We start from the raw sequence: 22,829 nt of genomic DNA, 5'->3' as shown, positions 1-22,829 counted from the left end.
AGATCGTCGGGCGGTCGGGGCGTTCGGGCGGCTAGACCGTCCGGTGTCGTGCGAGGGAGTGGGGGGCGGCGTGTTCAGCGGGTACGCGGATGGTCGGCCCAGTGCTCCCGCCACCGGTTCCGCTCCCGGCTCCGCCCCCTCCCGTGTCGTCGTCTGCCGGGACTGCTGTTGCGGCTCCCCCAAGATCCCCGGTGTCGATCACGACGCCCAGACCGCACGCCTCCGGCAGACCGTCCCCACCCGGGTCTCCACCTGCCTGGACGTCTGCGACCAGGCGAACGTGGTCGTCGTACAGCCCTCCGCGCGGGGGCGCGCGGCCGGGGGCCGTCCCGTCTGGCTCGGGCTCGTCAACGACCCCGACGCGATCGAGGACGTCGTCGACTGGGTACGCGCCGGGGGACCGGGCCTCGCCCCCATGCCCCCGATCCTCGACCTGTACGTCTTCACCCCACCTCGGGGCCGCCGCGCCGACTGACCCCGGCCCGGCCCGACGGCGCTGAGCTTGACCCGGCCCGCCCCTGCCCACCCCCGGTCACTCCGGCAGCGGCCCCTCCAGGAATCATGCAGACGGCCTCAAGCGCGGTGCAGCGCCGCTGAAGACGCGCTGAAGGGCGCTCTTCGAGGCTGAGGTCATGACCACAGCAACGGGCCCGAAGCCCGCATCCGCAGCAGTGCCCGCGTCCGAGTCCGAGTCCGCATCCGTGTCCGCGTCCGAGTCCCGCTTCCGTGGCGTGCTGTCCGTCCCGGTCCCCATGACGGCCGGCGGGCCCGTTCCCCTGACGGCAGGCGCGCCGCTCCTCCTGAGGGCCGTACGACTCGTCCTCAGCCTCGCCGTCGTGCTGGCGGTGGCCACCGGCACCCTCGTGGTGGGCGCCGGTACCGGTCACGCCGCCACCCGTACCCAGATCGCCGCGGTCGCCGAGGCGGAGGTCGGCGCATCGGAGGCGAACGGGCAGTGCACGAAGTACGGGCCCTGCACCACCACCGCGTGGTGCGCCTACTTCGCCTCATGGGTGTGGCGGACCGCCGGTGTCGCCGACGTACCGACCACCGCGGTCGCCCGTGGGGTGGGGCTGTGGGGCCAGCAGCGCGGCCAGTTCAGCGCCAGGCCCTCGGGCGGCGTGGGCAACCCGGAGCCCGGCGACATCGTGGTCTACGGCGCCCCGGCCAACGCCGTCGGCGGGCATGTCTCGATCGTGACGGCGGTGCACGACAACGGCACCATCACGACCGTCGACGGCAACTACGGCGACAAGGTCGCCCGCCGCACCATCAACCCCCGTACCGCCGTGGGCGGCACCGACGACCTGGCGATCTCCGGCTATGTGAAGCCGGCCGGGCTGGAGTCCGGCACCTCGTCCACACCCACGACGGGCCGGGTGTTCCACAACCTCCGCTACGCGGACGGCTCCTGGAGCGGAGCGAGCGTCGCCGACCCCAACGGCTCCATCGCCGACACGGCGGAGGCCGGCGCCCCCAACGGCGATCTGCATGTGCTGACGCTGACCGGCGGGCGCGTGTACCACAACCTCCGCTACGCGGACGGTTCCTGGACCGGTGCCTCCCTGGTCGACGGCAACGGCGCCATCTCCAAGGTGGCGGCCTCCACCACACCCGACGGCGACCTCCAGGTGCTCACGCTGCTGAACGGACGCGTGTACCTCAACATCCGTCATGCGGACGGTTCGTGGACCGGTGCGGTGCTGGTGGACGGGGGCGGTTCCGTGGGTGACATCGCCGTCGCCGGTGGGCCGAACGGTGAGGTGCACATGGTGACGTTGGCGGGCGGCCGGGTGTACCACAACCTCCGTGCCGTGGACGGTTCCTGGAGCGGGGCCGGGCTCGCCGACGGCAACGGCAGCATCACCGGCGTGGCCGCCGCGACCACCCCGAACGGTGACCTGAACCTGCTGACGCTGACCGCCGGCCGGGTCTACCTCAACGCCCGTCACGTGGACGGTTCGTGGACGGGTGCGGTGCTGGTGGACGGGGGCGGTTCCGTGGGTGACATCGCCGTCGCCGGTGGGCCGAACGGTGAGGTGCACATGGTGACGTTGGCGGGCGGCCGGGTGTACCACAACCTTCGTGCCGTGGACGGTTCCTGGAGCGGGGCCGGGCTCGCCGACGGCAACGGCAGCATCATCGGCATCGCCGCCGCGACCACCCCCAACGGCGACCTCCACCAGGCCACCCTCACCCCCTGATCGACCGGCAACCGCACACCGCGCCCCACGACGGCGGGCCCTCTCCCGGAGGGCCCGCCGCCCGGCGTGCGGGCCTCACCGTCCGGCGTGTGGGGCCTCACCCAACCGGCGTGCGGGGCTTCAGCCCCCCGCTGCAGCGGAACTGAAGCGATCGTGAAGCGCCCCCGAACACCGTTGCCCGTGGTGCGTCCCGCACCGGACCCCGAACACCCCCCGACCGAACGAGAGGACGTAAGTGAGCCCCTTGGTGCTGCTCGACGACGAGCGGATGGACGCGGTGCCCGTCGAGGACCGCGGTGAACCCCTGGTGGATCTGCGCGCCGAGCCATGGCTGGAGGTCGACGGCCGACAGGCCGACGCCGACGGGCTGTACGCCCGGGTGCGGACGGGTGTGCGCGAGCGGCTGAGGACCGTGTGCCGCGCCCTGCCCGGCGGCTACCGGCTGGTGGTCGTCGAGGGATACCGGCCGCCGGAGCTGCAACGGCGGTACTTCGACGAGCACGTGGCCCACCTCAACGCACTCCACCCCGGCTGGTCCGCGCGCAGGGTGCGTGAGGCGGCGGTACGGTACGCGGCGCCGCCCGAGGTGGCGCCCCACACCACCGGCGGCGCCGTCGACGTGACCCTGCGCGGCCCCGCCGGCGAACTGTGCTGGATGGGCACCGAGGTGTACGCCTCCCCGGAGGAGAGCGACGGCGCCTGCTACACCGACGCCGAGAACGTGCACCCCGAGGGCCGGGCGCACCGGCGCGTCCTGGTGGACGCCCTGACCGCCGGGGGCTTCGTCAACTACCCCACGGAGTGGTGGCACTGGTCGTACGGCGACCGGTACTGGGCGGTCGTCACGGGTGCTCCTGCCGCGATCAACGGCCCTTTGCCCCAAGGGACTTGACGGAGGACTTGACAGACCGTCGACAGCTGTTCCCGACATGCCCCGAACACCTTGCCAACACCTTGCCAATCATCTGTCGCTTCCGGAGACTGGGTCCTCAGCGCTGCTCGGCATGGTGCGTTCACGGGGGATGCAGTGGAGTTCCGATTACTCGGCTCGCCGGAAGTGTGGCTCGACGGCCGGCAGCTCCGCCTCACGGCGGGCAAGCCCATGGCCCTCCTCGCCGCCGGGCTGCTGCGGGCGGGCCGGGTCGTCTCGGCGGCGAACCTCGTCGACGCCGTGTGGGGCGACGATCCGCCCACCAGCGCCTCGGGGCTGCTCCAGACGTATGTCTCCAACCTCCGCCGGGTCCTGCACGTGGACGGACGGCAGGTGATCGTCACCCGTGCGCCCGGCTATCTCGTCGACGTGCGGCCCGGGGACCTCGACATCGGCCGGTTCGAGGCGCTGGCCGCGGAGGGCCGCGCGGCCGCGACGGCCGGTGACCACGGCCCGGCGGCCGAGACGCTGCGGGCCGCGCTGGACATCTGGCGCGGGCCCGCGCTCGACGGGCTGGACACCCCGGTGCTGCGGCAGGCCGCCGACGGGCTGGAGGAGCACCGGCTGACCGTCCTGGAGGAGCGGATCAGCGCGGATCTGAGGCTCAACCGGGTCGGGCCGCTCGCCGCCGAACTGGCCGGGCTCGTCGCCGCGCACCCGCTGCGGGAGACGCTGCGCGTCCACCAGATGCTCGTCCTCTACCGGCTCGGCCGTCAGGCGGACGCGCTGGAGGCGTTCCGCCAGGCCCGCCACGTACTCCGCTCCGACCTCGGCGTCGAGCCCGGCCCCGAACTCCGCCGCACCCACCAGGCCATCCTCAACGCCGACCCGGCCCTCGCCCCACCCCCGAGCCCGATCCTCACGACCACGACGTGGGGCGGGCCGGGGGCCGGCGAACCTGGGGGAGCGGCCGAGACCAGACCGGGCCCGACGGGCGAAGCCATGGCCGGGGCCGAGGGAGAGGCCGCAGACCGGGGTGGTGCGGCGGTGGGGGGCCGCGGGCCGGGGGGCGTTGACGGCGAGGGGGCGGGGCGAGGAGGGTTCGAAGGCGGGGCTGCGGGCCGGGCCGGGGGAGCCCCGATGAGTTCGGCGGGGCGAGAAGCCCCAGGCGCGGCCGTCGGCGGGATCGACTCGGCGGCCGGGGGCCGGTCCGAGGGAGTAGAGGGAGTAGCCGTACGTGGGGCGCCGAGCCAGGCGGCAGGGGCAGACGTCGGTGGTGCCGGTGCCGGTGCCGGTGCCGGTGCCGGTGCCGGGGTTGGGGTTGGGCCTGGGCCTGAAGCCGGGTCCGGGTCCGGGGTCGGCATCGGAGCTGGACTCGGGGCCGGACTCGCAGCCGGTGCCGGGCCCGGCGTCGCGGGAACCTCCGGTGCGGAAGACCGAGTCGGCCCCTGGCCCCTGGCTCTCGACGGGCCGCCCCGGCAACTCCCTCCGAGGATCGGGGAGTTGATCGGGCGGGACAAGGAGACGGCCGAGTTGCGGCACGCGCTGGAGGGTGTTCGGGGCGCCGACCGTGCCGTGTGCTGTGTCATCACCGGCAAGGCGGGCAGCGGCAAGACCGCCCTGGCCAACGTCGTCGCGCACGCCGCCCGGGACGACTTCCCCGGCGGCCAGCTGTACGCGGCCTTCCGAGGCAAGGACGCCGAGTCCGACACGGCCGAGACCCACGACATCCTCGGCGCCTTCCTGCGTGCCCTCGGCGAGCCCGCCTCCCGGCTCCCCGACACCCTGGAGGAGCGCAGCAACCTGCTCCGCAGCCGTATCACCGGCCGCCGCATCCTGATCGTCCTCGACAACGCCGCCACCGAGGCCCAGGTCCGCCCCCTGCTCCCGGCCCACGGCGGCGGCGCGGTCCTGGTCACCAGCCGCACCGCCCTCGTCGGCCTGGAATCCCAGTGCAACCTCGGCCTCGACGTCCTGGAACCCGACGACGCGACCCGCCTGCTGGCCCGTCTGGTCGGCACCGAGCGGGTCGCCGCCGAACCGGAGGCCACCGCCGAGATAGTCGACCTGTGCGGCGGGCTCCCCCTGGCCCTGCGCACGGTCGGCGCCCGCCTCGCCGCCCGCCAGCGTTGGCCGCTCAGCGTCCTCGCCGTACGACTGCGCGACGAACACCGGCGCCTCGACGAACTCGTCGCCGGAGACCTGGAGGTCCGGGCCAGCCTGCAACTGAGCTACTCCCGGCTGCCCGACCCCATCCGCCTGGTCTTCCGGCGCCTCGGCGTGGTCGGCCCGGCCCAGTTCTCGCCCTGGCTGCTCGCCTCCCTCCTCGACGTCACCGCCGCCAAGGCCGACTACTACGCCGAACAGCTCGCCGACGCCCAACTCGTCGACCCCGTCGGGATCAGCCCCGACGGCCAGGTCCGCTACGGCACGCACAACCTCATCCAGCTCTTCGCCCGCGAACGCGCCCAGGCGGAGGAACCACCGGACGACCAGCGCCGGACCGTGGAACGACTCGGCCGGCATCTGCTCACCGCGATCGCCGCCCTGCGCCCGAGCCCCCAGGGCGTCCCCGCCGCCGCCCCGGACACCGGCCCGCCCGACTCCGACCCGCTCGCCCAGCCCGCCCCCTCCGTCGACGCGCACGCCTGGCTGGACCAGGAGCAGTGGCTGCTCGTCCACACCGTCGAACAGGCGGGCTCGCTCGGGCTGCACCGGCTCGCCCATGAGCTGACCACGGCCCTGTTCCACTGGTTCCGGGTCCGCAACACCTTCGACGCGTGGTGGCGTACCCACGACTGCGCGCTCCGCGCCGTACGCGCGGCCGGCGACCGGCCGGGGGAGGCGAGCCTCCTGCTCGGGCTCGCTCAACTCCGGTACCACCAGGACCGGTTGGACGACTCCGCCGAGTACCACCGTGCCGCGCTGGAGATCTTCCGCGCACTGGACGACCCGCGCGGCCAGGCCGACTGTCTGATCGGAGAGGCCTCCGCCCACCGTGAGCAGGGCCGCTTCGGCGAGGCCCTGAAGCTCCTCGAAGAGGCCGACGCCATCTGCTCCCGGCTGGACGACCCCGCCGGGCTCGCCGAATGCGCGTACGGCATCGGCTACATCCACCGCGAGACCGGCGCCCTCACCGAGTCCGCCTCGGCCCTGCGGACGGCGCTGGCCGCGTACCGCAGGGCCGGTGACCGGCGCGGCGAGGGCAAGACCCTGCGCTCGCTCGCCATGGTGCACCGGGCCGGCGGCGAACTCGACGACGCCGAGCGGCTCTCCCACGAGGCGATCGCCGTCTTCGACGCCGACGGGGACCGCCAGTTCCTCGCCTACGGCATGCAGAGCCTCGGCAAGGTCCGGGTCCGTCAGCACCGGTACGACGAGGCCGCCGCCCTCCTGCACGAGGCGCTCGATGTGTGCACCGCGTTCGGCGACCGCTTCGGTGTCGCCCTGGTGACCCGCACCATCGGCGAACTGCACCTGGCGGCAGGCGAGTTGGACGCGGCCCTGACCCATCTCACCGGCGCGCGCGACCGCTGGACGGCCCTGCGCCTCGAACTGTTCCGGGCCCGCACCGACCGCGACCTCGCCGAACTCCACCGCCGCCGAGGCGACCCGGCCGCCGCCGCGACGGCCCACGCCCAGGCCCTCGCCACCTTCCACCGCTTCGGCACCCGCGAGCACACCGAACTGACCCGAACCGACCCGGCCCGACCTGACCTGACCTGACCCGTCTCCCGTGCTGCGGTCTCAGCTCTCCTCGCCGATGTCGTCCGTCCGCGCGACGAACCGCGCCGCCCCGTCCGCCACCCGGAAGAGGAAGCCGCCGCCGTCCTCCTGGGACCGGAAGAACTGCGAGGCGGCGTCGAAGGCCATCCGGCGGGTGATGCCCTGCCAGGGGCGGCGCAGGAGTTCCGAGCGGAGGGCGGAGCGGCCGGTGTCGCCCACGGAGGCGAGCCCCTCCGCGGCGAACCGGACGGCGTCGTACGCCTCGGCCGCCCAGGGCCCGGGCGCACGGCGGTGCCGGGTCCGGAACGCGGCGGCGAACTCCTTCGTACGGGGGTCCGCGTCGCCGTCGGTGTAGCCGGTACCGATCCGCCAGCCCTCGCCGACGGAGAGGAACGGCGTGCCCAGGATGTGCTCACCCCCCACCCGTGCGCCCTCATGGCCCGCGTCCAGGAGCGCGCGGGCGCAGGCGGCGGCGCGTTCGGGGGTGACCCCGGCGAAGAGGACCGCGTCGCGGGGGCGGGCGGCGATACGGCGTGCGACCCCGGTGAAGTCCTCGTCGGCGGCGACCTCCTCCACGGCCGTCTCGCTGTCGAGTTCGTCGTACAGGGTGGCGATCCGGACCGTGGGCAGGCCCTCCGCCTCGTCGGCCAGGTCGTGCACGACCACCGTACGGGCGGGTTTCACGACCCGGTTCAGATGACGCAGCACGGCGGGCGGGCCGAGGGTCCGGGTGGAGCGCAGTACGAGCGCGGAGGTGGTGTTGACGTTGTTGAACTCCTCGGCGTCGGCGCGGGTGACCAGTACGGTCAGCCGGGCCTCGGTGCACGGGGGCAGGGCCGCGAGGACGGGCGCGTTGGCCCCCGTGGCGATCACCACGGACACATCCGGGTCGGCGGCCAGCCGCGCCGCCGCCTTCGCGGAACCCGCCTCGGTGCCGCCGTCGTCGACGGTGCGCAGGACGAGGTCCACCGTGCGCCGGTCGTCCCCGCCGTGCTCCTCCACCGCGAGCCGGGCACCGCGCTCATGGTCCGCGAAGAAGGGCCCGCCCGGACTGCCGAGCAACGCGACGACATACCGGGCCCGGCGCACACCCCCCGCACTCGCGGTCGCCTTCCCTCTTCCCCACCGCCACCACGCTCCCGCCCCGCCCGCCGCCGTCACCCCGGCCACGGCCCCCGCGACCAGCAGCCGCCGCCGGGTGGGGGAGGTCGGGGGGTCGACGGGGGTGGGAGCGGCAGGGGAGGTGGGGGTGGCGGCGCCGGGTGACACCCCGTCGGCGGTGGGCGGTACCCGGTCGGCGGTGGGGGAGGCCCCTTGGGCGGACGGCGACCTCCCGGTGCCCAGGCGGGATGCCCCGGCGCTCCTGGGAGAGGCCCCGCCGGGCCGGGGCGCAGGATCGGCGGGCCGGGACGAGGGCTCGGCCGCGTCGGGCGGCACCCCGGCGGCCATGGACGAGGGCCCGGCGGGGGACGGCGGCCTCCCGGCGGCCGAGCGGGACGCCTCGTCGGCGGTGGAGGAAGCGCCTGCGGCGACACGAGCCGTACCGACCGGCACCGGCGAAGCGTCGGCCCCGCCCGGCCGCGCGCCGCCCCCGCCCGGCGCTGCTCCGGTACCGAGCAGCGCCGCCCCGTCCCCCACCGGCGCCGCCCCGCTGTCCACCGGCGCCGCCCCGCTGTCCACCGGCGCCGCCCCGCTGCCCACCGGCGGCGCCCCGCCGACGACCGTCGGATCGGGCACCGGCAGGTTCAGGACGCGGGCGGCGCGGGCGGCGACCAGTGCGGGCAGTCCCTCCGGCAACCAGCCCTCCGCCACGAACTCCCCCAGCACCTCCCGGAGTTCCCGCGCGCTCGGCCGCCGTTCCGCCTCCTTCGCCAGACATCGCCGTACGGTCTCGTCGAGGCCGTCCGGTACGCCGTCCAGGTCGGGTTCGTCGTGCACGGTCCGGTAGAGGACGGCCGCGGCGCCGCCGTAGCCGAACGGGGGGCGGCCGGTGGCGGTGTGGGCGAGGACGCAGCCCAGGGAGAAGACGTCACTGGGCGGACCGACCGTACGGCCCCGGGCCTGCTCGGGGGAGAGATAGCCGGGGGAGCCGACGATCGTGCCGTCCGTGGTGAGCGCGGTGGCGCCGACCGCCCGTGCGATACCGAAGTCGATGAGCCGTGGCCCGTCGACGGCCAGCAGGACGTTCGCCGGTTTGACGTCCCGGTGCACCAGCCCGGCCGCGTGCACCTCCTCCAACGCCTCGGCCAACGCCGTCCCCAGCCCCCGTAACCGCCCCTCGGGCCAGGGCCCGTGCGACGCCACGGCCTCGGCGAGCGACGGACCGGGCACATAGGCGGTGGCCAGCCACGGCGAACGGGCCTCGGCGTCAGCCCCCACCACCGGTACGGTCCACCGCCCACCGATCCGCGCCGCCAGCTCGGCCTCCCGCCGGAACCGCGCCCGGAACCCGGGATCACCGGCATGCTCGGCCCGGATCACCTTCACCGCGCACCAGGCCCCGTGGGGCGACCGCGCGAGATACACGACCCCCATCCCCCCGGCGCCGAGCCGTCCGGCCAGCCGATACCCCCCGATCACGGACGGATCGACCACAGCCAAGCGCTCCACCCCACCACCCTCCCTCCACACACCCGTTGGCCCATGCCGGTGTCGCCGCGGCCTGCACGAGCGGGGCGGGGCCCTTGGCCGTCCGGCCGGCGCCTACCCCTGCTGACCCTGTCGCTCCTTCGCCTCCGCGTCCAGGTCCGCCAACGACCCCAGCTGCACGAAGCGGCCGTCCCGTACCTCGTGGACATAGGTCGCCTCGGTCCAGCCCGGCCCGCTCTGCTCGTACTGGTGGAGGTCGCCGAAGGCATAGGTCCGGGCGATGCCCTTGTACGTCGCCCCGGCCAGCCGCTCGGCGAGATCGGTGCGCACCGGCCGGCGCCGCCCCTTGGCCGGAACCGTACGGCCGAACTCGCCGAGCAGCATCCGCGCGCTGTCGTACGCCTCCGCCGCGTACGGTTCCGGGGCCTCGCCGTACCGCTCGCGCCAGGCGGCGGTGAAGCTCCTGCCCGGCGCGGTCGTCAACGCCGAGGCGTCCACGGCCGAGGTGACGACGTACCAGCCCTCGCCCGCGGCCCCCGCGAGACGGGGGAAGTCCGAGCCGTACAACTGGTGCTGCATCCAGCGCGGCCCGGTGAAACCGGCGGCGGCCAGTTCGCGGGCCGTGCTGACGGTGGCGTCCAGGGGGCCGAGGTAGGCGAGGACACCGACATCGGCGGCGAGGAGGTCGCGCACCGCCCCGGCGCGGTCGTCGGTCTCCTCCGCGACGACACGGGGGACCACCTCGGCCCCGAGGGTCTCGCGCCATGCGCCGATCAGCGGCGCGCCCTGGTCCTGCACGGTCCCGCCCCCGGCCCGGTCGATCACGACACCGGCCCGCGCCACCTTGCCGGACACCAGGGCGTGGAACACGATCCAGGTGCCGAGGGCGGCGTGCGGGGCGCCGCTCTGGAACGAACTCGTCGGCGACGTCACGAAGTAGTCCTGCTGGCCCGTGGTGCTGGACACATGGGTCAGCCCGGCGGTGCCGTAGACATGCGCGGCGGCCCGCATCGGGATCTCGGCGACCGGCCCCAGCACGGCGACGACCCCCCGGTCACCGGTGAACTCCTCGGCCACCGCCCGCGCGCTGTCCGGGTCACCCCGGTCGGCGAGGACCTTCACCTTCAGGTCGTACGACCGCTTCGGCGAGGCGTTGTGCTCGGCGACGGCCAGCCGCGCGGCCCGCTCGACGGCCCGGCTGACGGTGACCTCGGCCGCGCCGGAGGTCGCGTGCACCCCGAGCACATACGTCGGCCGTCCGCCGCCCCCGTCCGCCTCCTCACCCTCGCCCCCGGACGACGCCCACACAGCCGCCCCGGCCCCGCCCCCGGCGAGCAACAACGCGCCCCCGGCGAGCAACAACCGCCGCCGCCCGAGCCCCCGGCCCGCCTCATCGACCGGCCCGGCTTCATCCTGTGGCCCGGCTCCGGCACCGGCCTCGTCTCCGTCCCCGGGCCCAGCCCCAGCCCCAGCCCCGTCCTCCCGCCCTTCTCCGTCCTGCCCGTCCCCGTCCCGCCCGTCCCCGTCCTGCCGGTCCACAGCCGTGGGCTCGATGTCCGGCAGGGCGAGTCCCTCGGCGGCGCGCGCGGCCACCATCGCGGCGACGGGGTCCGGCAGCCAGTCACCGGAGGGGTCCGGCGCACCGGAGGGGCCCGGAGAGCCCGGCGCGTCCCCGGCCGGCAGCCGGCGTATCTCGTCCGCCGTGGGCCGAGCCTCGGGCTCCTTGGCCAGACAGCGCTCCACCAAATCCCTCGACTCGCCCTCCAGACCGCCGAGTTCGGGCTCGTCGTGAACGGTCCGATACAGCAGCGCGTCCGGCGTCCCCGTACCGAAGGGCGGGACCCCGGTGGACGCGTACGCCAGCACACAGCCGAGCGCGAACACATCGCTCGCCGGTGACGCCGGCCGCCCCTCGGCCTGCTCCGGCGCCAGGAAGCCGGGCGTGCCGATCACCATCCCGGACGCGGTGAGCGCGGTGTCGTCGTCGGCGCGCGCGATGCCGAAGTCGATGAGCCGGGGCCCGTCGAGGGCGAGCAGGACGTTGCCGGGCTTGACGTCGCGATGGACGAGCCCGGCGGTGTGCACGGCGTCCAGCGCCTCCGCCAGCGCCCGGCCGAGAATCCGTACGGCACGCTCCGGCAACGCCCCGTGCGCGGTGACCGCCTCGGCGACGGACGGCCCGGGAACGTACGCGGTGGCCAACCACGGCTCACGGGCGCCCGCGTCCGCGTCCAGTACGGGAACCACCCAGGGGCTCTCCACCCGCCGGGCCAGCTCCACCTCCCGCTCGAACCGGGCCCGGAACCCCTCGTCCCGGGCGCTCTCACCCCGGATCACCTTGACCGCGGCGAGCGCCCCCGTCTCCGTACGGCCCAGATAGACGACGCCCATGCCGCCCGCCCCGAGCCTCCGCAGCAACCGGAACCCCGCGACACGGGACGGATCGGAGGCCCACAACGCTTCGCTCACTGCCCCGCCCCCTCGTCCGCACCGGCTTCGTCCCCACCGTCCGCCTCACCGGTACCACCTGACCCACCGGCATCGCTGGACCCACCCGAACCTCCGGCCTCACCCCAGGTGTCGATCTCGGAGGCGACGAAGCTCACTCCCTTGGTCACGTTCGAGGAGATGGTGGCGTCCTCCTCCTCGGTCCGCCCCGCGCCGTGCCGCGCCGTGGCCCCCACGGTCACCGGCCCGATCCGGAACTTGAACCAGTCGAAGGGCAGCGCCTTCGCCGCGCCCCCCGCCGCCTCGGAGACCCACTCCCCGGTCTCGGTGAGATCGTCCTCGGCGACGGCGTTCCGCGCGTCGGTGAAGGCGTCGATCCGCGAGTACAACCCCTGGACGACATCGGTGGAGTTCAGCCGCTGCTCGGGGCAGCGCAGCGCCGACTCCAGCGCCCCGGCCATGTCCCGCCGCGCCGCCGCCACGTCCTCGTGGACGGTGACGGTCAACGACACGGACACGGGCCCCGTCGACCCCCGCGCCGGTAACTCGATCGACCGCGTCAGGCTGGCCAGTACGCTCCCCGGCAGCGCCTCGCGCCGCCACAGACAGTCCTCCCCGAGCACGGCCCACTGGTCCGGATCGCTCTCGAAGGGGTCGCGTTTGCGATACCCGGGGCCGAAGAAGTCCGGCCGCACCTCCAGCTCCCGTACGAACGCGACCGCCTCCGCCCGTGTCCGGGGCGCCCGGTCCTCGGCCAGTGTGTACGGCTCATCGACGGGCGACGGGGACGACGACGGCGCGGCCGAGGCCTCGGGGGAGGCATCGGCCGAGGCCGAAGCGGCGCTCCCCTTCCGGTCCCCGGCGTCCCCTTGATCCTCGTCCCCGCCTCCGGACCCGCCGGTACATCCCGTCAGCAGCAGCCCCCCGACCGCCCCGGCCACGACCCGTCTCCACCCGGTCATCCACCACTCCCGTCCCCATGGCACACCCTTGAAGGCAGTGTGACGCATGTGAAGGAGTTGCGCCCCCAACCACCCATACAAGTATGGCCAGTTGAACGATCGTCGAGCGATCAGGGACCTGCGGTCGCCTTCGGCTCCAGACGGACGCAGCAGCGGCCGGGTTCGGGTGCGAGGCACGCCTGGAAGCCGGCTTCGTCGAGTCCTTCCAGCACGCCCCGCAGCAGGTGGAGGTTCATGCCGCACACCGTCTGGGTGTGTTCGCGGGCGAGCGCGTGGAAGGGGCAGTTGCCCAGGACGATGGCACCGCCGTCGTGGCGGGGCTCGAACCCCTGCCGCTCCAGCAGGCCGAACACCCCTGTGCGCTCCTGGTCGGCCAGTCGCGTGCCGAGTTCATGGGCTTTGCGGTGCAGTACCGGGCGCACCGGCTCGCCCGTGGCCTCGGACTCTTCCAGGGCCTGCGCGAGGAGGCGTCCGGCCAGTTCGTAGTGGCGCTCGGGCAGGTTGACGGTGACCTGCTCGGTGGAGCGCTTGTAGAGCTTGGCCGGTCTGCCCGCGCCCGGCCCGGTGCGACCGCTGCGTCGTTCGTAGACCACGTCCAGCAGTGATTCGTCGGCCAGGCGGTCCAGATGGAAGGCCGCGGTCTGCCGGGCGAGGCCGAGCGCCGCGGCCGCCTCGTCACGGCTGACCGGGGCCGACTGGCGCACGACGTGGTCGTAGAGCCGTCTGCGGGTCGGCTCGTCCAGGGCGGCGACGGCGGAGACGCCGGGGTGGGGTGCTTCGTTCGGGTGGTCCACGAACACCAGTGTAAAACCCAGAGCCATTGACTAAAGAGATATTCCGCGCTTCTATCGTTAGTGAGAGTTGTCAATAGAAGGAAGGGCGTCATGTCGTCCGCAACCACAACCCCCACGAGCACCCCGTCCGCCACCGGTCGGCGGGCCGCGCTCACCGACCCCGGCTACCAGGCGTTCGTCATCCTGCGCACCGGGTTCACCGTGGCGCCGATCCTGTTCGGGCTGGACAAGTTCGCCAATCTGCTCGTCGACTGGCCCACTTACCTGGCCCCGTGGATCGACGACATCGTTCCGGGCAGCGCCCAGGCGGCGATGTACGCCGTCGGTGTCATCGAGATCGTGGCCGGTGTCGTCGTGGCCGTCGCCCCGCGCTTCGGCGGCTGGCTGGTGGCCGGCTGGCTGGCCGGCATCATCGTCAACCTGCTGTCGATCCCCGATTACTACGACATCGCGCTGCGCGACTTCGGCCTGCTCCTCGGCGCGGTCGCCCTCGCCCGGCTCGCCCAGCGCTACCACGGCAAGCGGCGTCCGAGCCGGCGTCCGACGGACCGGTCGTGACGTATCGGGCCCGGTGGGAAGGTGGTGTCATGGCAACAGCCAAGGGCCACGCCTCCCCTCCGGGCCCCGCCCCCCTGCCCGGCCGGGCACCCGCGCGGGAGTATGTGCCCCTGCGTGACTACGCGGTGATCGGCGACGGCCGCACCGCCGCCCTGGTCGCCCGCGACGGATCGGTGGACTGGCTGGGACTGCCCGATCTGGACTCACCCGCCGTGTTCGGCGCCGCGCTGGACGCCGCCCACGGCGGCCGGTTCACCCTCGACCCCTCCGTGCCCCACCGCACGGAACGCCGCTACCTGCCCGGCACCAACGTGCTGGAGACGACCTTCGTCACCGGTCACGGCACCGTGCGGGTCACCGACGCCCTCAGCCTGTACGACGACGCCGTACTCACCCCGATGAGGGAACTGCTGCGCCGCGTGGACGGGCTCGCCGGGACCGTGCCCATGAGGTGGAGCGTGCGCCCCCGCTTCGGCTACGGCACGCGACGCACCAGGTTCACCCGCCGCGCAGGCGTCCCGGTGGCGACGGCCGGGCGGGACGCACTGGCGATCTGCGCATGGGACGCGGGCGAGCCGCAGTACAACGGTGACGCGGGCGAGCCCCAGTACGACGGTGACGCGGGCGAACCTCACCGCGACACTGACGCGCGAGAGCCCCGGAGCGACGGCCGCGCCGGTGATGTCATCGGCGGCCACTTCGAGCTCGCCCACGGCCACCGGGCGATGATCGCGATGCCGTTCGCCGGTCAGGAGCCGCTCGTCCTGCCCTCCCGCTCCGAGTGCGAGGCCCGCCTGGACCACACCTGCGCGACCTGGCGGAGCTGGGCACGGGACCGCCCGTACGAGGGGCAGTGGGGGGAAGCGGTGACGCGCAGCCTGCTGGCGCTGAAGCTGCTGGTCCACGCCCCCTCGGGCGCCATCGCGGCCGCGGTGACGACCTCGCTCCCGGAGGAGATCGGCGGCGAGCGCAACTGGGACTACCGCTTCTCCTGGGTGCGCGATGCCGCCTTCACCCTGGCCGCCTTCCTGAAGCTCGGCTGCCCCGCCGAGGCCCATGCCTACTTCTGGTGGCTGATGCACGCCTCCCAGCTCACCCACCCCGACCTGCACGTCCTCTACCGCCTGGACGGCGGCCACCGCACCCCGGAGCGGACCCTGCCCTGGGAGGGCTATCGCGGCTCCCGGCCGGTCAGGATCGGCAACGCGGCCGTGGGGCAGATCCAACTCGACACCTACGGCGAACTGCTGCAGACGGCCTGGCTGTACGCACGGGCCGCCGGGCGCCTGGACGCCGATGTCGCACGCCGGGTGGCGGAGCTGGCCGACCTGGTGTGCGCGACCTGGCGGCGACCGGACTCCGGCATCTGGGAGGTGCGCAGCCCGCCCGTCCACTTCACCCAGTCCAAGATGATGTGCTGGGTGGCGCTCGACAGGGCCGTGGACCTGGCCGAACGGCGGCTGATCCCCGACCGGCACATCACCCGCTGGCGCGAGGGCCGACGAGCGGTCCGCGAGTTCATCGAGAGCCACTGCTTCTCCCGGCAGCACGACAGCTACGTACGGTCCGCCGGAAGCGACGACCTGGACGCCGCCGTACTGCTCGGTCTGCTGTACGGCTACGGCGACGGTGATCGTCACGGCTACGGTGATCGCCACGGCGACGGTGATCGCCACGGCGACGGTGACGCGGTCGACCGGCGGCTCCGCGCCACCGTGGACGCCGTCGATCGCGGGCTGCGGCACGGCCCGTACGTCATGAGGTACGCCGGGCACGACGGTGTCAGCGGTACGGAAGGGGCGTTCGTCGCCTGCTCGTTCTGGCTGGCGGAAGCCCTGGCCCGCACCGGACGGGTCGAGGACGCCACGCGGTTGATGGACGACCTGGTCGGCCTCGCCAATGACGTCGGCCTGTACAGCGAGGAGATCGACCCGGCCACCGGCGCCTTCCTCGGCAATCTCCCCCAGGCCCTGAGCCATCTCGCGCTGATCAGCGCCGCCTGCGCCATCGACGCGGCCCGCACGGGGGCGCACGCATGAACCCGGCGGGCGTCGCCGCGGGCGGGTTCGTCGGCACGCTGCTGCTGACCACCGTCCTACGGGCGGCCGGCGAATTCGGCCTGACCCGCATGGACCTGCCGTTCCTGCTCGGCACGGCCGTCACGGCCGACCGCGCCCGCGCCAAGGCGATCGGCTACCTGATGCACTTCGTCAACGGGCAGGTCTTCGCCTTCGTCTACTACGCCGTCTTCCTGGCCATCGACCGCGGCGGATGGTGGCTCGGCGCGCTGTTCGGCCTGCTGCACGGCCTGTTCGCCGGAACCGCCCTGGTCAACACGCTGCTACCGCTCGTCCACCCCCGCATGGGCAGCCCGTTGACGAGCGCCCCCAGAAGCGCGCTGCTGGAACCGCCGGGCTTCCTGATGCTCAACTACGGCCCGAGCACACCGCTCGTCACCGTACTGGCCCATGTCGCCTACGGGTCCCTGGTCGGCGGCTTCGCCTCACTCGCCGGCTGAGCCACCGCGGACTCGGGCGGGCGGCCTACGGCGCGGGCGCCGTCTGCTCCCCCGAACCCCGGACGATCAGCCGGGTCGGGACGGTGAGGGTGCGTGTCCGGGAGCGGTCGCCGTCGAGGCGGGCCAGGGCGGTGGTCGCGGCGGTGCGGCCGATCTCCTCGGGGTTCTGGGCGACGACGGTCAGGGCGGGTTCCAGCGCCTCGGCGAGGGCGATGTCGTCGAAGGCCACGACGGCGACCTCCTTGCGCTTGCCGCGGGCCAGTTCGGCGACGATACCGAGGGCCATGATGTTGTTCCCCGCGAACAACGCCGTGGGCGGATCGGGCAGTTCGAGGAGCCCGGCCGTCGCGGCCTCGGCGCCCCGCTGGTCGTGTGCGCTGACGACCAGCGACCGGTCGTAAGGAATGCCGGCGTCCCGCAGAGCCGCGCGGTACCCGGTGAGACGCTCCCGGCGGGTGTACAGATTCACGGGCAGATCGCCGACGAAGCCGATACGGCGGTGCCCGTGGGCGATCAGATGGGCGACGCCGTCCCGGGCCCCCGCACGGTTGGAGCTGACGATGCTGTCCGTGGACAGCCCCACGCCCGGCCGGTCGAGGAAGACGACGGGCAGCCCCGCCGTACGGTGCGACTTGAGGTGGGAGTGGTCGGCGCCGACCGACGGCACGACGATCAGGATGCTGACGCGCCGGGCCAGGAACTTGGCCGTCAGGGCGCGCTCACGGTCGGGGTCGTCCGCGGACGAGCCCATCAGCAGCGTCAGCCCCCGTTCGCGGACGCTGTCCTCGATGCCCCGTGCCACGGCTCCGAAGAAGGGGTTGCCGAGGTCGGGGACGACCAGTCCGATGGTGGTGTCGGGGCCACCGACGCGCATGTTGCGTGCCATGAGGTTCGGCTGGAAGCCCAACTCGGCCACCGCGGCGAGTACCTGTTCCCTCGTCCGCGCCGAGACGGGCCCGTCCTCGTTGAGGACGCGTGAGACCGTCTTGGCGCTGACGCCGACCTCTCGGGCGACATCGGCCAGGGTGGGGCGGCGGTTCGCTGCCATGGAGGAAACCGTCTCCTCGGGGCTCTCCGTTCCGGCCGCGGCCTTCGGCCGGAGACGTGAGAGCGGGGTTGTGCTGTCAGGTGGCCTGTACTCCGGCGGCCTTCGCCGCCTCCGAGTCCGCTACGACAGTAGCTCCGGCCGCGTCCACGCTGAGCGCGCCGGTCATGATGGCGACGACCTCGGCCATGGAGTAGTCGGAGGGCTTGATCACGGCGGCACGCCTGCCCAGCCGGTGGACATGAATCCGGTCGGCGATCTCGAAGACATGCGGCATGTTGTGGCTGATCAGCACCACCGGCATGCCCTTGTCCCGGACCCGGCGGATCAGGTCCAGCACCTGGCCGGACTCCTTCACACCGAGGGCGGCGGTGGGCTCGTCCATGACGACCACGCTGCGCGCCCAGGCGACGGCACGGGCGACCGCGACCGCCTGCCGCTGCCCACCGGACAGGGTCTCGACCGACTGGGTCAGTGACCGGAGCCCGATCTTCAGGTCGGCCATGTGCTCGGCGGCCTCCTGACGCATGCGCTTCTTGTCCAACATGCGGAAGACATCACCGAGGACACCGGGCCGGCGCAACTCGCGGCCGAGGAACATGTTCGAGGCGATGTCCATGGAGGCCGCCACCGCGAGGTCCTGGTACACCGTCTCGATGCCGTGCGCGCGGGCGCTCTGCGGACCGGAGAAGGTGATGGGCTCGCCGTTGAGACGTATCTCGCCCGCGTCCGGGACCAGCGCCCCGGTGAGGGCCTTGATCAGGCTGGTCTTGCCGGCGCCGTTGTCACCGATGACGGCCAGCACCTCGCCCGGCATCAGATCGAAGTCGGCGCCGTCGATGGCGGTCACATGGCCGTAGCGCTTGACCAGACCACGGGCCTGCAGAACGGGAGTGGGGGAGCCGGGGGTGGAGGAGGCGGGGGAGCCGGTGGTGGTCATCGGGCCTTCTTCCGGGAGATCTGGTCGACGGTCACCGCGAGGATCACCAGGACACCGGTGATCAGGGTCTGGTAGATCGAGGCGACACCCATCAGCTGCAGGCCGTTGCGGAAGACACCCACGATCAGGACACCGATGAAGGTGCCCAGGACCGAACCGCGCCCGCCGAAGAGGCTGGTACCGCCGAGGACCACGGCCGTGATGCTGTCGAGGTTGTCGGTCTGCCCGGCCTGCGGATCACCCACGCCGGTACGGGAGATGAGGAGGAGAGCGGCGATGCCGTACAGCAGACCGGCGACCGTGTAGACGCCGATGGTCAGCCGGGAGGTGCGGATACCGTTCAGCCGCGCCGCCTCCGGGCTGTTGCCCAGCGCGTAGACGTGCCGGCCCCAGCCGGTGCTGCTCAGCGCGTAGGCGAGCAGCAGGAACAGGGCGATGGTGACCAGCGAGCCGTAGGTGACGTCGGTGTAGCCGAGCGGGAAGGTCTGGCCGAGCGCGGTCAGCGGGCCGGGCAGGTTGGTGACCGTCTGCTCCTCGGAGTAGATGTGGGTCAGCGCGAACGCCACATTGAGCATGCCGAGGGTGACGATGAACGGCGGCAGCGGGATCTTCTGCACCAACACCCCGTTGAGCAGCCCGAATCCACCGCAGACGACCAGGCCCAGGGCGATCGCGACCAGCGGCGGCAGCGTACCCTCGGCCGCCATCCTGGCGATCACGATGCTGCCGAACGCCATCACGGCACCGCACGACAGATCGATGCCCGCCGTGAGGATGATCAGGGTCTGCCCGATGGCGAGCGTACCGACGACCATGACCTGCTGAATGATCAGGGAGAAGTTCCCGCCGGTGAGGAACTGGTCGGTGGACAGGGAGAAGAACGCACAGGCCAGGAGAAGAGCGGCCAGCGGGCCGGTGGTCGGTTGTGTGAGCAGTCTGCGGACCGTGGTCGGTGCTTTGAGTTCGGCGTACGGTTTGGTTGTGGACGGTGGCGTGGACGTGGCAGTCATCAAGAACTCCTTGCGTGGAAACATCCCCGGACACGCGGCGTCCGGTATGCGCCACGCTGTGTCGCGCCCGCTGGCGGCAACCAAGTCGGCGGGCCTACCGCCGGGCTGGCGGGAAGTCAGGTCTGTGGAGCTTGCGTAAGACCATGGGCGGTACACCGTCCCTTGTTGGTAACCCCAGGTGGCTGCGGGCTGTGAAGCAGAAAGCCCAACCCGCGAGGGAAGGAATCCCCTTCATTCACGAAGGGGATGAGGTCAAGCGAAGTCCTTGTCGGAGGAGACGCGGACGAGGAGGCGGCCGCCCTTGGTCGGAGAGAAGGGCCGGCCGCCCCGCTGAGGGGTTTCAAGGGGCGGCGGTGGCTGGTGCGCGAGCGGCTCAGCCCCAGCAGTTCTCCAGGCCGTAGGCGGTGTCCTTCGAGGTGACCCCGTCCTCGGCCTTGTCGGAGATCAGGGTGACGCCGGTGTCGGTGTAACCGGAGGCCTTCTTGCCGTCCTTGGCGTAGGTCACGACGGCCTTGACGCCCTCGGCGGCCATCTTCAGCGGGTACTGCTGCGAGGTCGCGGCGATCTTGCCGTCCTTGACGGCCTGGGTGCCGGTGCAGCCGCCGTCGACGGAGACGATCAGGACGTCCTTCTCCCGGCCCTTGGCCTTGAGCGCGGTGTACGCGCCGAGGGCGGCCGGTTCATTGATGGTGTAGACGAGGTTGATGTCCGGCTCCTTCTGGAGGCAGTTCTCCATCGCCGTCTGGCCCTTGGCCTGGTCGCCGCCGGTGTCCTGGGCGCACAGTACGTCGTCGTCGGTGGCGCCGAAGCCCTTCAGGAAGCCGTCGTGCCGCTGGACGCCGACGGAGACGCCGGGCGCGAGGTCGAGGGTGGCTATCTTCGCCTCCTTGCCCTTCATGGCGGCCTTGGCGTACTCGCCGATCAGTTCGCCGGCCTTGAGGTTGTCGGTGGCGAAGAGGGCGTCGACGGCGCTCTCCGGGTCGGTCGGGGTGTCCAGGGCGATGACCAGGACGCCCTTGGCCTTGGCCTTCTCGATGGCGGGCACGATCGCCTTGGAGTCGCTGGGCGTGATCAGGATGCCCTTCACCCCGGCGGCGACCATGTTCTCGATCGCGGTGACCTGACCGGCGTTGTCGCCGTCGAACTTGCCGGCCGCGGTCATCAGCTGGACGCCCTCGGCCTTCGCGGTCTTCTCCGCGCCCTCCTTCATCTTCACGAAGAACGGGTTGGTGTCGGTCTTGGTGATCAGACCGACCTTGACGTCGCCCGAAGCGGAGCTGGACGACCCGCTTCCGGAACCGGAACCCGGCCCGCAGGCCGTCAGGGTGAGGGCCACGACGCCCGTGGCAGCGGCGGCTCTGAGGAGGGAGGACGACAGACGAGTGGTGCGGGACATGATCACTCCTGTGGGATGACGAGCGGCACGGGGCCGGGAGTTCGGAGCATGCCGCCCCGAGGTGTCATCGCTGACTTATGTCATCGTTGACACTGCCTGGCGAGGATGATGGACTCCGTCTCCCGGCAACGTCAATGCCTTGCACCCGTCACAAATCGGCAACGCCCCCGACCGCCGTCCCGCACACCGGTCGGTGGCTGCGCCACGAGTTCGCGCCACGCGCCGTACCGCGAGTCGTGCCATGCGCCGCACCACGAGCTGTGCGCGCGCCGTGCCACGAGTCGTGCCACGCGCTGTGTCACGAAGCGCCCGGTTTCCCGTCCCTCGTCCGCCCCGCCGACCGGCCCCTCGTCCGTCCCTCGTCCGTCCCTCGTCCGTCCTTCTGAAGACCTTCCGAAGACCTTCCGGAGAGAAGAGCAGCCCATGAGCCCGCGTCAGATCACCGTCCTGGGAGAGTGCGTCGCGGACGCCTTCACCGAGCCCGCGACCGCCGCGAACGAACTCGCCCTGCGCGTACTGCCCGGCGGCGGCCCCGCGAACACGGCGGTGGCCCTGGCCCGACTCGGCACCCCGGCACGCTTCCTCGCCCGCCTGTCCTCGGATGTGTTCGGCCGCCTCTTCCGCACCCACCTGGAGGCATCCGGCGTGGACCTGTCGTACGCCGTGGCCGCCGCCGAGCCCAGCACGCTGGCCGTGGCGGAGCTGGACGCCCAGGGGCAGGCCACGTTCTCCTTCCACGCGCAGAACACGGCCGACTGGCAGTGGACGGCGGAGGAACTGGCGCGGGTGGACCTCTCCGCGGCGGCCTGTGTGCACACCGGCTCACTGGCCCTGGTCCGCGGCCCCGGAGCGGCGGCCGTGGAGGACTTCCTGGCGGCCGCCGCACCCGGCGCCACCATCAGCATCGACCCCAACGTCCGGCCACTCCTGGTGAACCCCGACGTCTACCGGGACCGTCTCGCCCACTGGTGCCGCCTCGCCGACATCCTGCGGCTGAGCGAGGACGACCTGGCACTGCTCCTGCCGGGCACCCCGCCGGAGCAGGCGTGCGACATCTGGCACGCCGCGGGGGTACGACTGGTCGTGATCACGCTCGGCGCCGACGGCGCCCTCGCCTCACTCGACGGCGAACGCCTGCGGGTGCCCGCGGTGACGACGCGGGTGGTCGACACGGTGGGAGCGGGCGACTCCTTCACCGCCGGACTGCTGCACCACCTCGCGACCCGCGACCTCCTCGGCGGCCGACTGACCGCTCTCGCCCCCGACGACGTGGCGGAAGCCTGCCGCTTCGCGGCCCGGGTCGCCGCCCTGACCTGCTCGGTCGCGGGCCCCAACCCGCCGTGGCAGAACCAGTTGACGCGCAACACGGCTACGGCCGACGCATGACGACCCGTAGGACCGTAAACCACCCGGCAGGCTGAAACCCACCCTCACCCACCCACGGACAAGGGACCCGGACCCATGACGAAAACCCTGCTCGCCGAGTTCACCGCCCGAGAGGGAGCGGAGGACGAGGTCGCCCGCCTGATCCACGACTACGCCCTGAAGGTGCGCGAGGAGGAAGGCAACCTGACCTTCGACGTCTACACCAAGGCGGCCAGCCCGCGCGCCTACTGGATCTTCGAGGTCTACCGCGACGAGAACGCCTTCCAGACCCACCTGAACGCCCCCTACGGCGCCCCGTTCAACGCCGCCCTCACCCCACTGATCGAGGAGGACGCCTCCGTACTGACGTTCCTCGATCCGCTCGCCACGCGGGCGTGACGAG

The 22,829-nt window shown here is 72.9% G+C and carries 17 protein-coding genes; 9 read left to right on the top strand and 8 right to left on the bottom strand.

Going from position 1 to position 22,829, the window contains the following annotated elements; all coding sequences use genetic code 11:
* The first annotated feature begins 184 nt into the window (after nt 1-184).
* From ACWD4G_RS32155 to ACWD4G_RS32140, 4 genes are all read left to right on the top strand, one after another.
* Nucleotides 185-475 carry a hypothetical protein gene (locus ACWD4G_RS32155; RefSeq protein WP_451299796.1) on the top strand — a complete coding sequence of 97 codons (291 nt, stop codon included), beginning with the start codon at nt 185-187 and terminating at the stop codon, nt 473-475.
* Between the two features lie 157 nt (nt 476-632).
* Nucleotides 633-2,204, top strand: a complete 1,572-nt coding sequence (locus tag ACWD4G_RS32150) for a CHAP domain-containing protein (protein ID WP_451299670.1) — start codon at nt 633-635, stop codon at nt 2,202-2,204.
* Nucleotides 2,205-2,439: 235 nt separating this feature from the next.
* The gene (locus ACWD4G_RS32145; protein ID WP_451299669.1) at nt 2,440-3,096 is read left to right on the top strand and encodes a M15 family metallopeptidase; all 657 of its coding nucleotides are present in this window, start codon (nt 2,440-2,442) and stop codon (nt 3,094-3,096) included.
* Between the two features lie 135 nt (nt 3,097-3,231).
* Nucleotides 3,232-6,801, top strand: coding sequence for a BTAD domain-containing putative transcriptional regulator (locus tag ACWD4G_RS32140; RefSeq protein ID WP_451299667.1), 3,570 nt, complete (start codon nt 3,232-3,234; stop codon nt 6,799-6,801).
* A gap of 21 nt (nt 6,802-6,822) precedes the next feature.
* Here ACWD4G_RS32140 and ACWD4G_RS32135 read toward each other — a convergent pair whose 3' ends face one another.
* The 4 genes from ACWD4G_RS32135 to ACWD4G_RS32120 form a co-directional block, all read right to left on the bottom strand.
* Entirely contained in the window at nt 6,823-9,411 is a 2,589-nt protein-coding gene (locus ACWD4G_RS32135) for a protein kinase domain-containing protein (protein WP_451299665.1), read from the bottom strand.
* A gap of 93 nt (nt 9,412-9,504) precedes the next feature.
* A complete protein-coding gene (locus ACWD4G_RS32130; protein ID WP_451299663.1) occupies nt 9,505-11,859 on the bottom strand; it encodes a bifunctional serine/threonine-protein kinase/ABC transporter substrate-binding protein in 2,355 nt (784 codons plus the stop codon).
* Nucleotides 11,856-12,800 carry a hypothetical protein gene (locus ACWD4G_RS32125; RefSeq protein WP_451299661.1) on the bottom strand — a complete coding sequence of 315 codons (945 nt, stop codon included), beginning with the start codon at nt 12,798-12,800 and terminating at the stop codon, nt 11,856-11,858. The genes ACWD4G_RS32130 and ACWD4G_RS32125 overlap by 4 nt, the downstream gene beginning before the upstream one ends.
* Nucleotides 12,801-12,910: 110 nt before the next feature.
* Nucleotides 12,911-13,600 (bottom strand): helix-turn-helix transcriptional regulator, encoded by a 690-nt coding sequence (locus ACWD4G_RS32120; RefSeq protein WP_451299794.1) that lies wholly within the window; start codon nt 13,598-13,600, stop codon nt 12,911-12,913.
* Between the two features lie 84 nt (nt 13,601-13,684).
* Between ACWD4G_RS32120 and ACWD4G_RS32115 the strand changes: the two genes are divergently transcribed.
* Genes ACWD4G_RS32115 through ACWD4G_RS32105 form a run of 3 tightly spaced genes read left to right on the top strand, consistent with a single transcriptional unit; the run spans nt 13,685 to nt 16,670 of the window.
* Nucleotides 13,685-14,152, top strand: coding sequence for a hypothetical protein (locus tag ACWD4G_RS32115; RefSeq protein ID WP_451299659.1), 468 nt, complete (start codon nt 13,685-13,687; stop codon nt 14,150-14,152).
* Between the two features lie 29 nt (nt 14,153-14,181).
* Nucleotides 14,182-16,191, top strand: coding sequence for a glycoside hydrolase family 15 protein (locus ACWD4G_RS32110; RefSeq protein ID WP_451299657.1), 2,010 nt, complete (start codon nt 14,182-14,184; stop codon nt 16,189-16,191).
* Complete coding sequence (locus tag ACWD4G_RS32105; protein WP_451299655.1) at nt 16,188-16,670, top strand: hypothetical protein; 483 nt, start codon at nt 16,188-16,190, stop codon at nt 16,668-16,670. Before ACWD4G_RS32110 ends, ACWD4G_RS32105 begins: the two co-directional genes overlap by 4 nt.
* A gap of 25 nt (nt 16,671-16,695) precedes the next feature.
* Here ACWD4G_RS32105 and ACWD4G_RS32100 read toward each other — a convergent pair whose 3' ends face one another.
* The 4 genes from ACWD4G_RS32100 to ACWD4G_RS32085 all read right to left on the bottom strand — a co-directional run bounded on the left by ACWD4G_RS32100 (nt 16,696) and on the right by ACWD4G_RS32085 (nt 21,061).
* Nucleotides 16,696-17,718: a LacI family DNA-binding transcriptional regulator gene (locus ACWD4G_RS32100; RefSeq protein WP_451299653.1), complete on the bottom strand. Its 1,023-nt coding sequence runs from the start codon at nt 17,716-17,718 to the stop codon at nt 16,696-16,698.
* 76 nt (nt 17,719-17,794) lie between these two features.
* Nucleotides 17,795-18,655 carry an ATP-binding cassette domain-containing protein gene (locus ACWD4G_RS32095; RefSeq protein ID WP_451299651.1) on the bottom strand — a complete coding sequence of 287 codons (861 nt, stop codon included), beginning with the start codon at nt 18,653-18,655 and terminating at the stop codon, nt 17,795-17,797.
* Complete coding sequence (locus tag ACWD4G_RS32090) at nt 18,652-19,665, bottom strand: ABC transporter permease (protein ID WP_451299649.1); 1,014 nt, start codon at nt 19,663-19,665, stop codon at nt 18,652-18,654. The genes ACWD4G_RS32095 and ACWD4G_RS32090 overlap by 4 nt, the downstream gene beginning before the upstream one ends.
* A gap of 373 nt (nt 19,666-20,038) precedes the next feature.
* Nucleotides 20,039-21,061 carry a substrate-binding domain-containing protein gene (locus ACWD4G_RS32085; RefSeq protein WP_451299647.1) on the bottom strand — a complete coding sequence of 341 codons (1,023 nt, stop codon included), beginning with the start codon at nt 21,059-21,061 and terminating at the stop codon, nt 20,039-20,041.
* Between the two features lie 423 nt (nt 21,062-21,484).
* Here ACWD4G_RS32085 and ACWD4G_RS32080 point away from each other — a divergent pair, with 423 nt between their 5' ends.
* Both ACWD4G_RS32080 and ACWD4G_RS32075 read left to right on the top strand, forming a co-directional pair.
* Nucleotides 21,485-22,447: a carbohydrate kinase family protein gene (locus ACWD4G_RS32080; protein WP_451299645.1), complete on the top strand. Its 963-nt coding sequence runs from the start codon at nt 21,485-21,487 to the stop codon at nt 22,445-22,447.
* Nucleotides 22,448-22,522: 75 nt separating this feature from the next.
* Nucleotides 22,523-22,825 (top strand): putative quinol monooxygenase, encoded by a 303-nt coding sequence (locus ACWD4G_RS32075; protein WP_451299643.1) that lies wholly within the window; start codon nt 22,523-22,525, stop codon nt 22,823-22,825.
* Nucleotides 22,826-22,829: the final 4 nt, after the last annotated feature.

Source organism: Streptomyces sp. NPDC002643, assembly GCF_053592555.1.
The sequence above is the reverse complement of the archived record's forward strand: the minus strand, read 5'-3'. Positions and strand labels throughout refer to the sequence as shown.

Coding starts and splice junctions, on each gene's coding strand:
- ACWD4G_RS32150 (WP_451299670.1), top strand. CDS start 633: ATGACCACAGCAACGGGCCCGAAGCCCGCATCCGCAGCAGTGCCCGCG.
- ACWD4G_RS32125 (WP_451299661.1), bottom strand. CDS start 12,800: ATGACCGGGTGGAGACGGGTCGTGGCCGGGGCGGTCGGGGGGCTGCTG.
- ACWD4G_RS32115 (WP_451299659.1), top strand. CDS start 13,685: ATGTCGTCCGCAACCACAACCCCCACGAGCACCCCGTCCGCCACCGGT.
- ACWD4G_RS32110 (WP_451299657.1), top strand. CDS start 14,182: ATGGCAACAGCCAAGGGCCACGCCTCCCCTCCGGGCCCCGCCCCCCTG.
- ACWD4G_RS32105 (WP_451299655.1), top strand. CDS start 16,188: ATGAACCCGGCGGGCGTCGCCGCGGGCGGGTTCGTCGGCACGCTGCTG.
- ACWD4G_RS32100 (WP_451299653.1), bottom strand. CDS start 17,718: ATGGCAGCGAACCGCCGCCCCACCCTGGCCGATGTCGCCCGAGAGGTC.
- ACWD4G_RS32095 (WP_451299651.1), bottom strand. CDS start 18,655: ATGACCACCACCGGCTCCCCCGCCTCCTCCACCCCCGGCTCCCCCACT.
- ACWD4G_RS32090 (WP_451299649.1), bottom strand. CDS start 19,665: ATGACTGCCACGTCCACGCCACCGTCCACAACCAAACCGTACGCCGAA.
- ACWD4G_RS32085 (WP_451299647.1), bottom strand. CDS start 21,061: ATGTCCCGCACCACTCGTCTGTCGTCCTCCCTCCTCAGAGCCGCCGCT.
- ACWD4G_RS32080 (WP_451299645.1), top strand. CDS start 21,485: ATGAGCCCGCGTCAGATCACCGTCCTGGGAGAGTGCGTCGCGGACGCC.
- ACWD4G_RS32075 (WP_451299643.1), top strand. CDS start 22,523: ATGACGAAAACCCTGCTCGCCGAGTTCACCGCCCGAGAGGGAGCGGAG.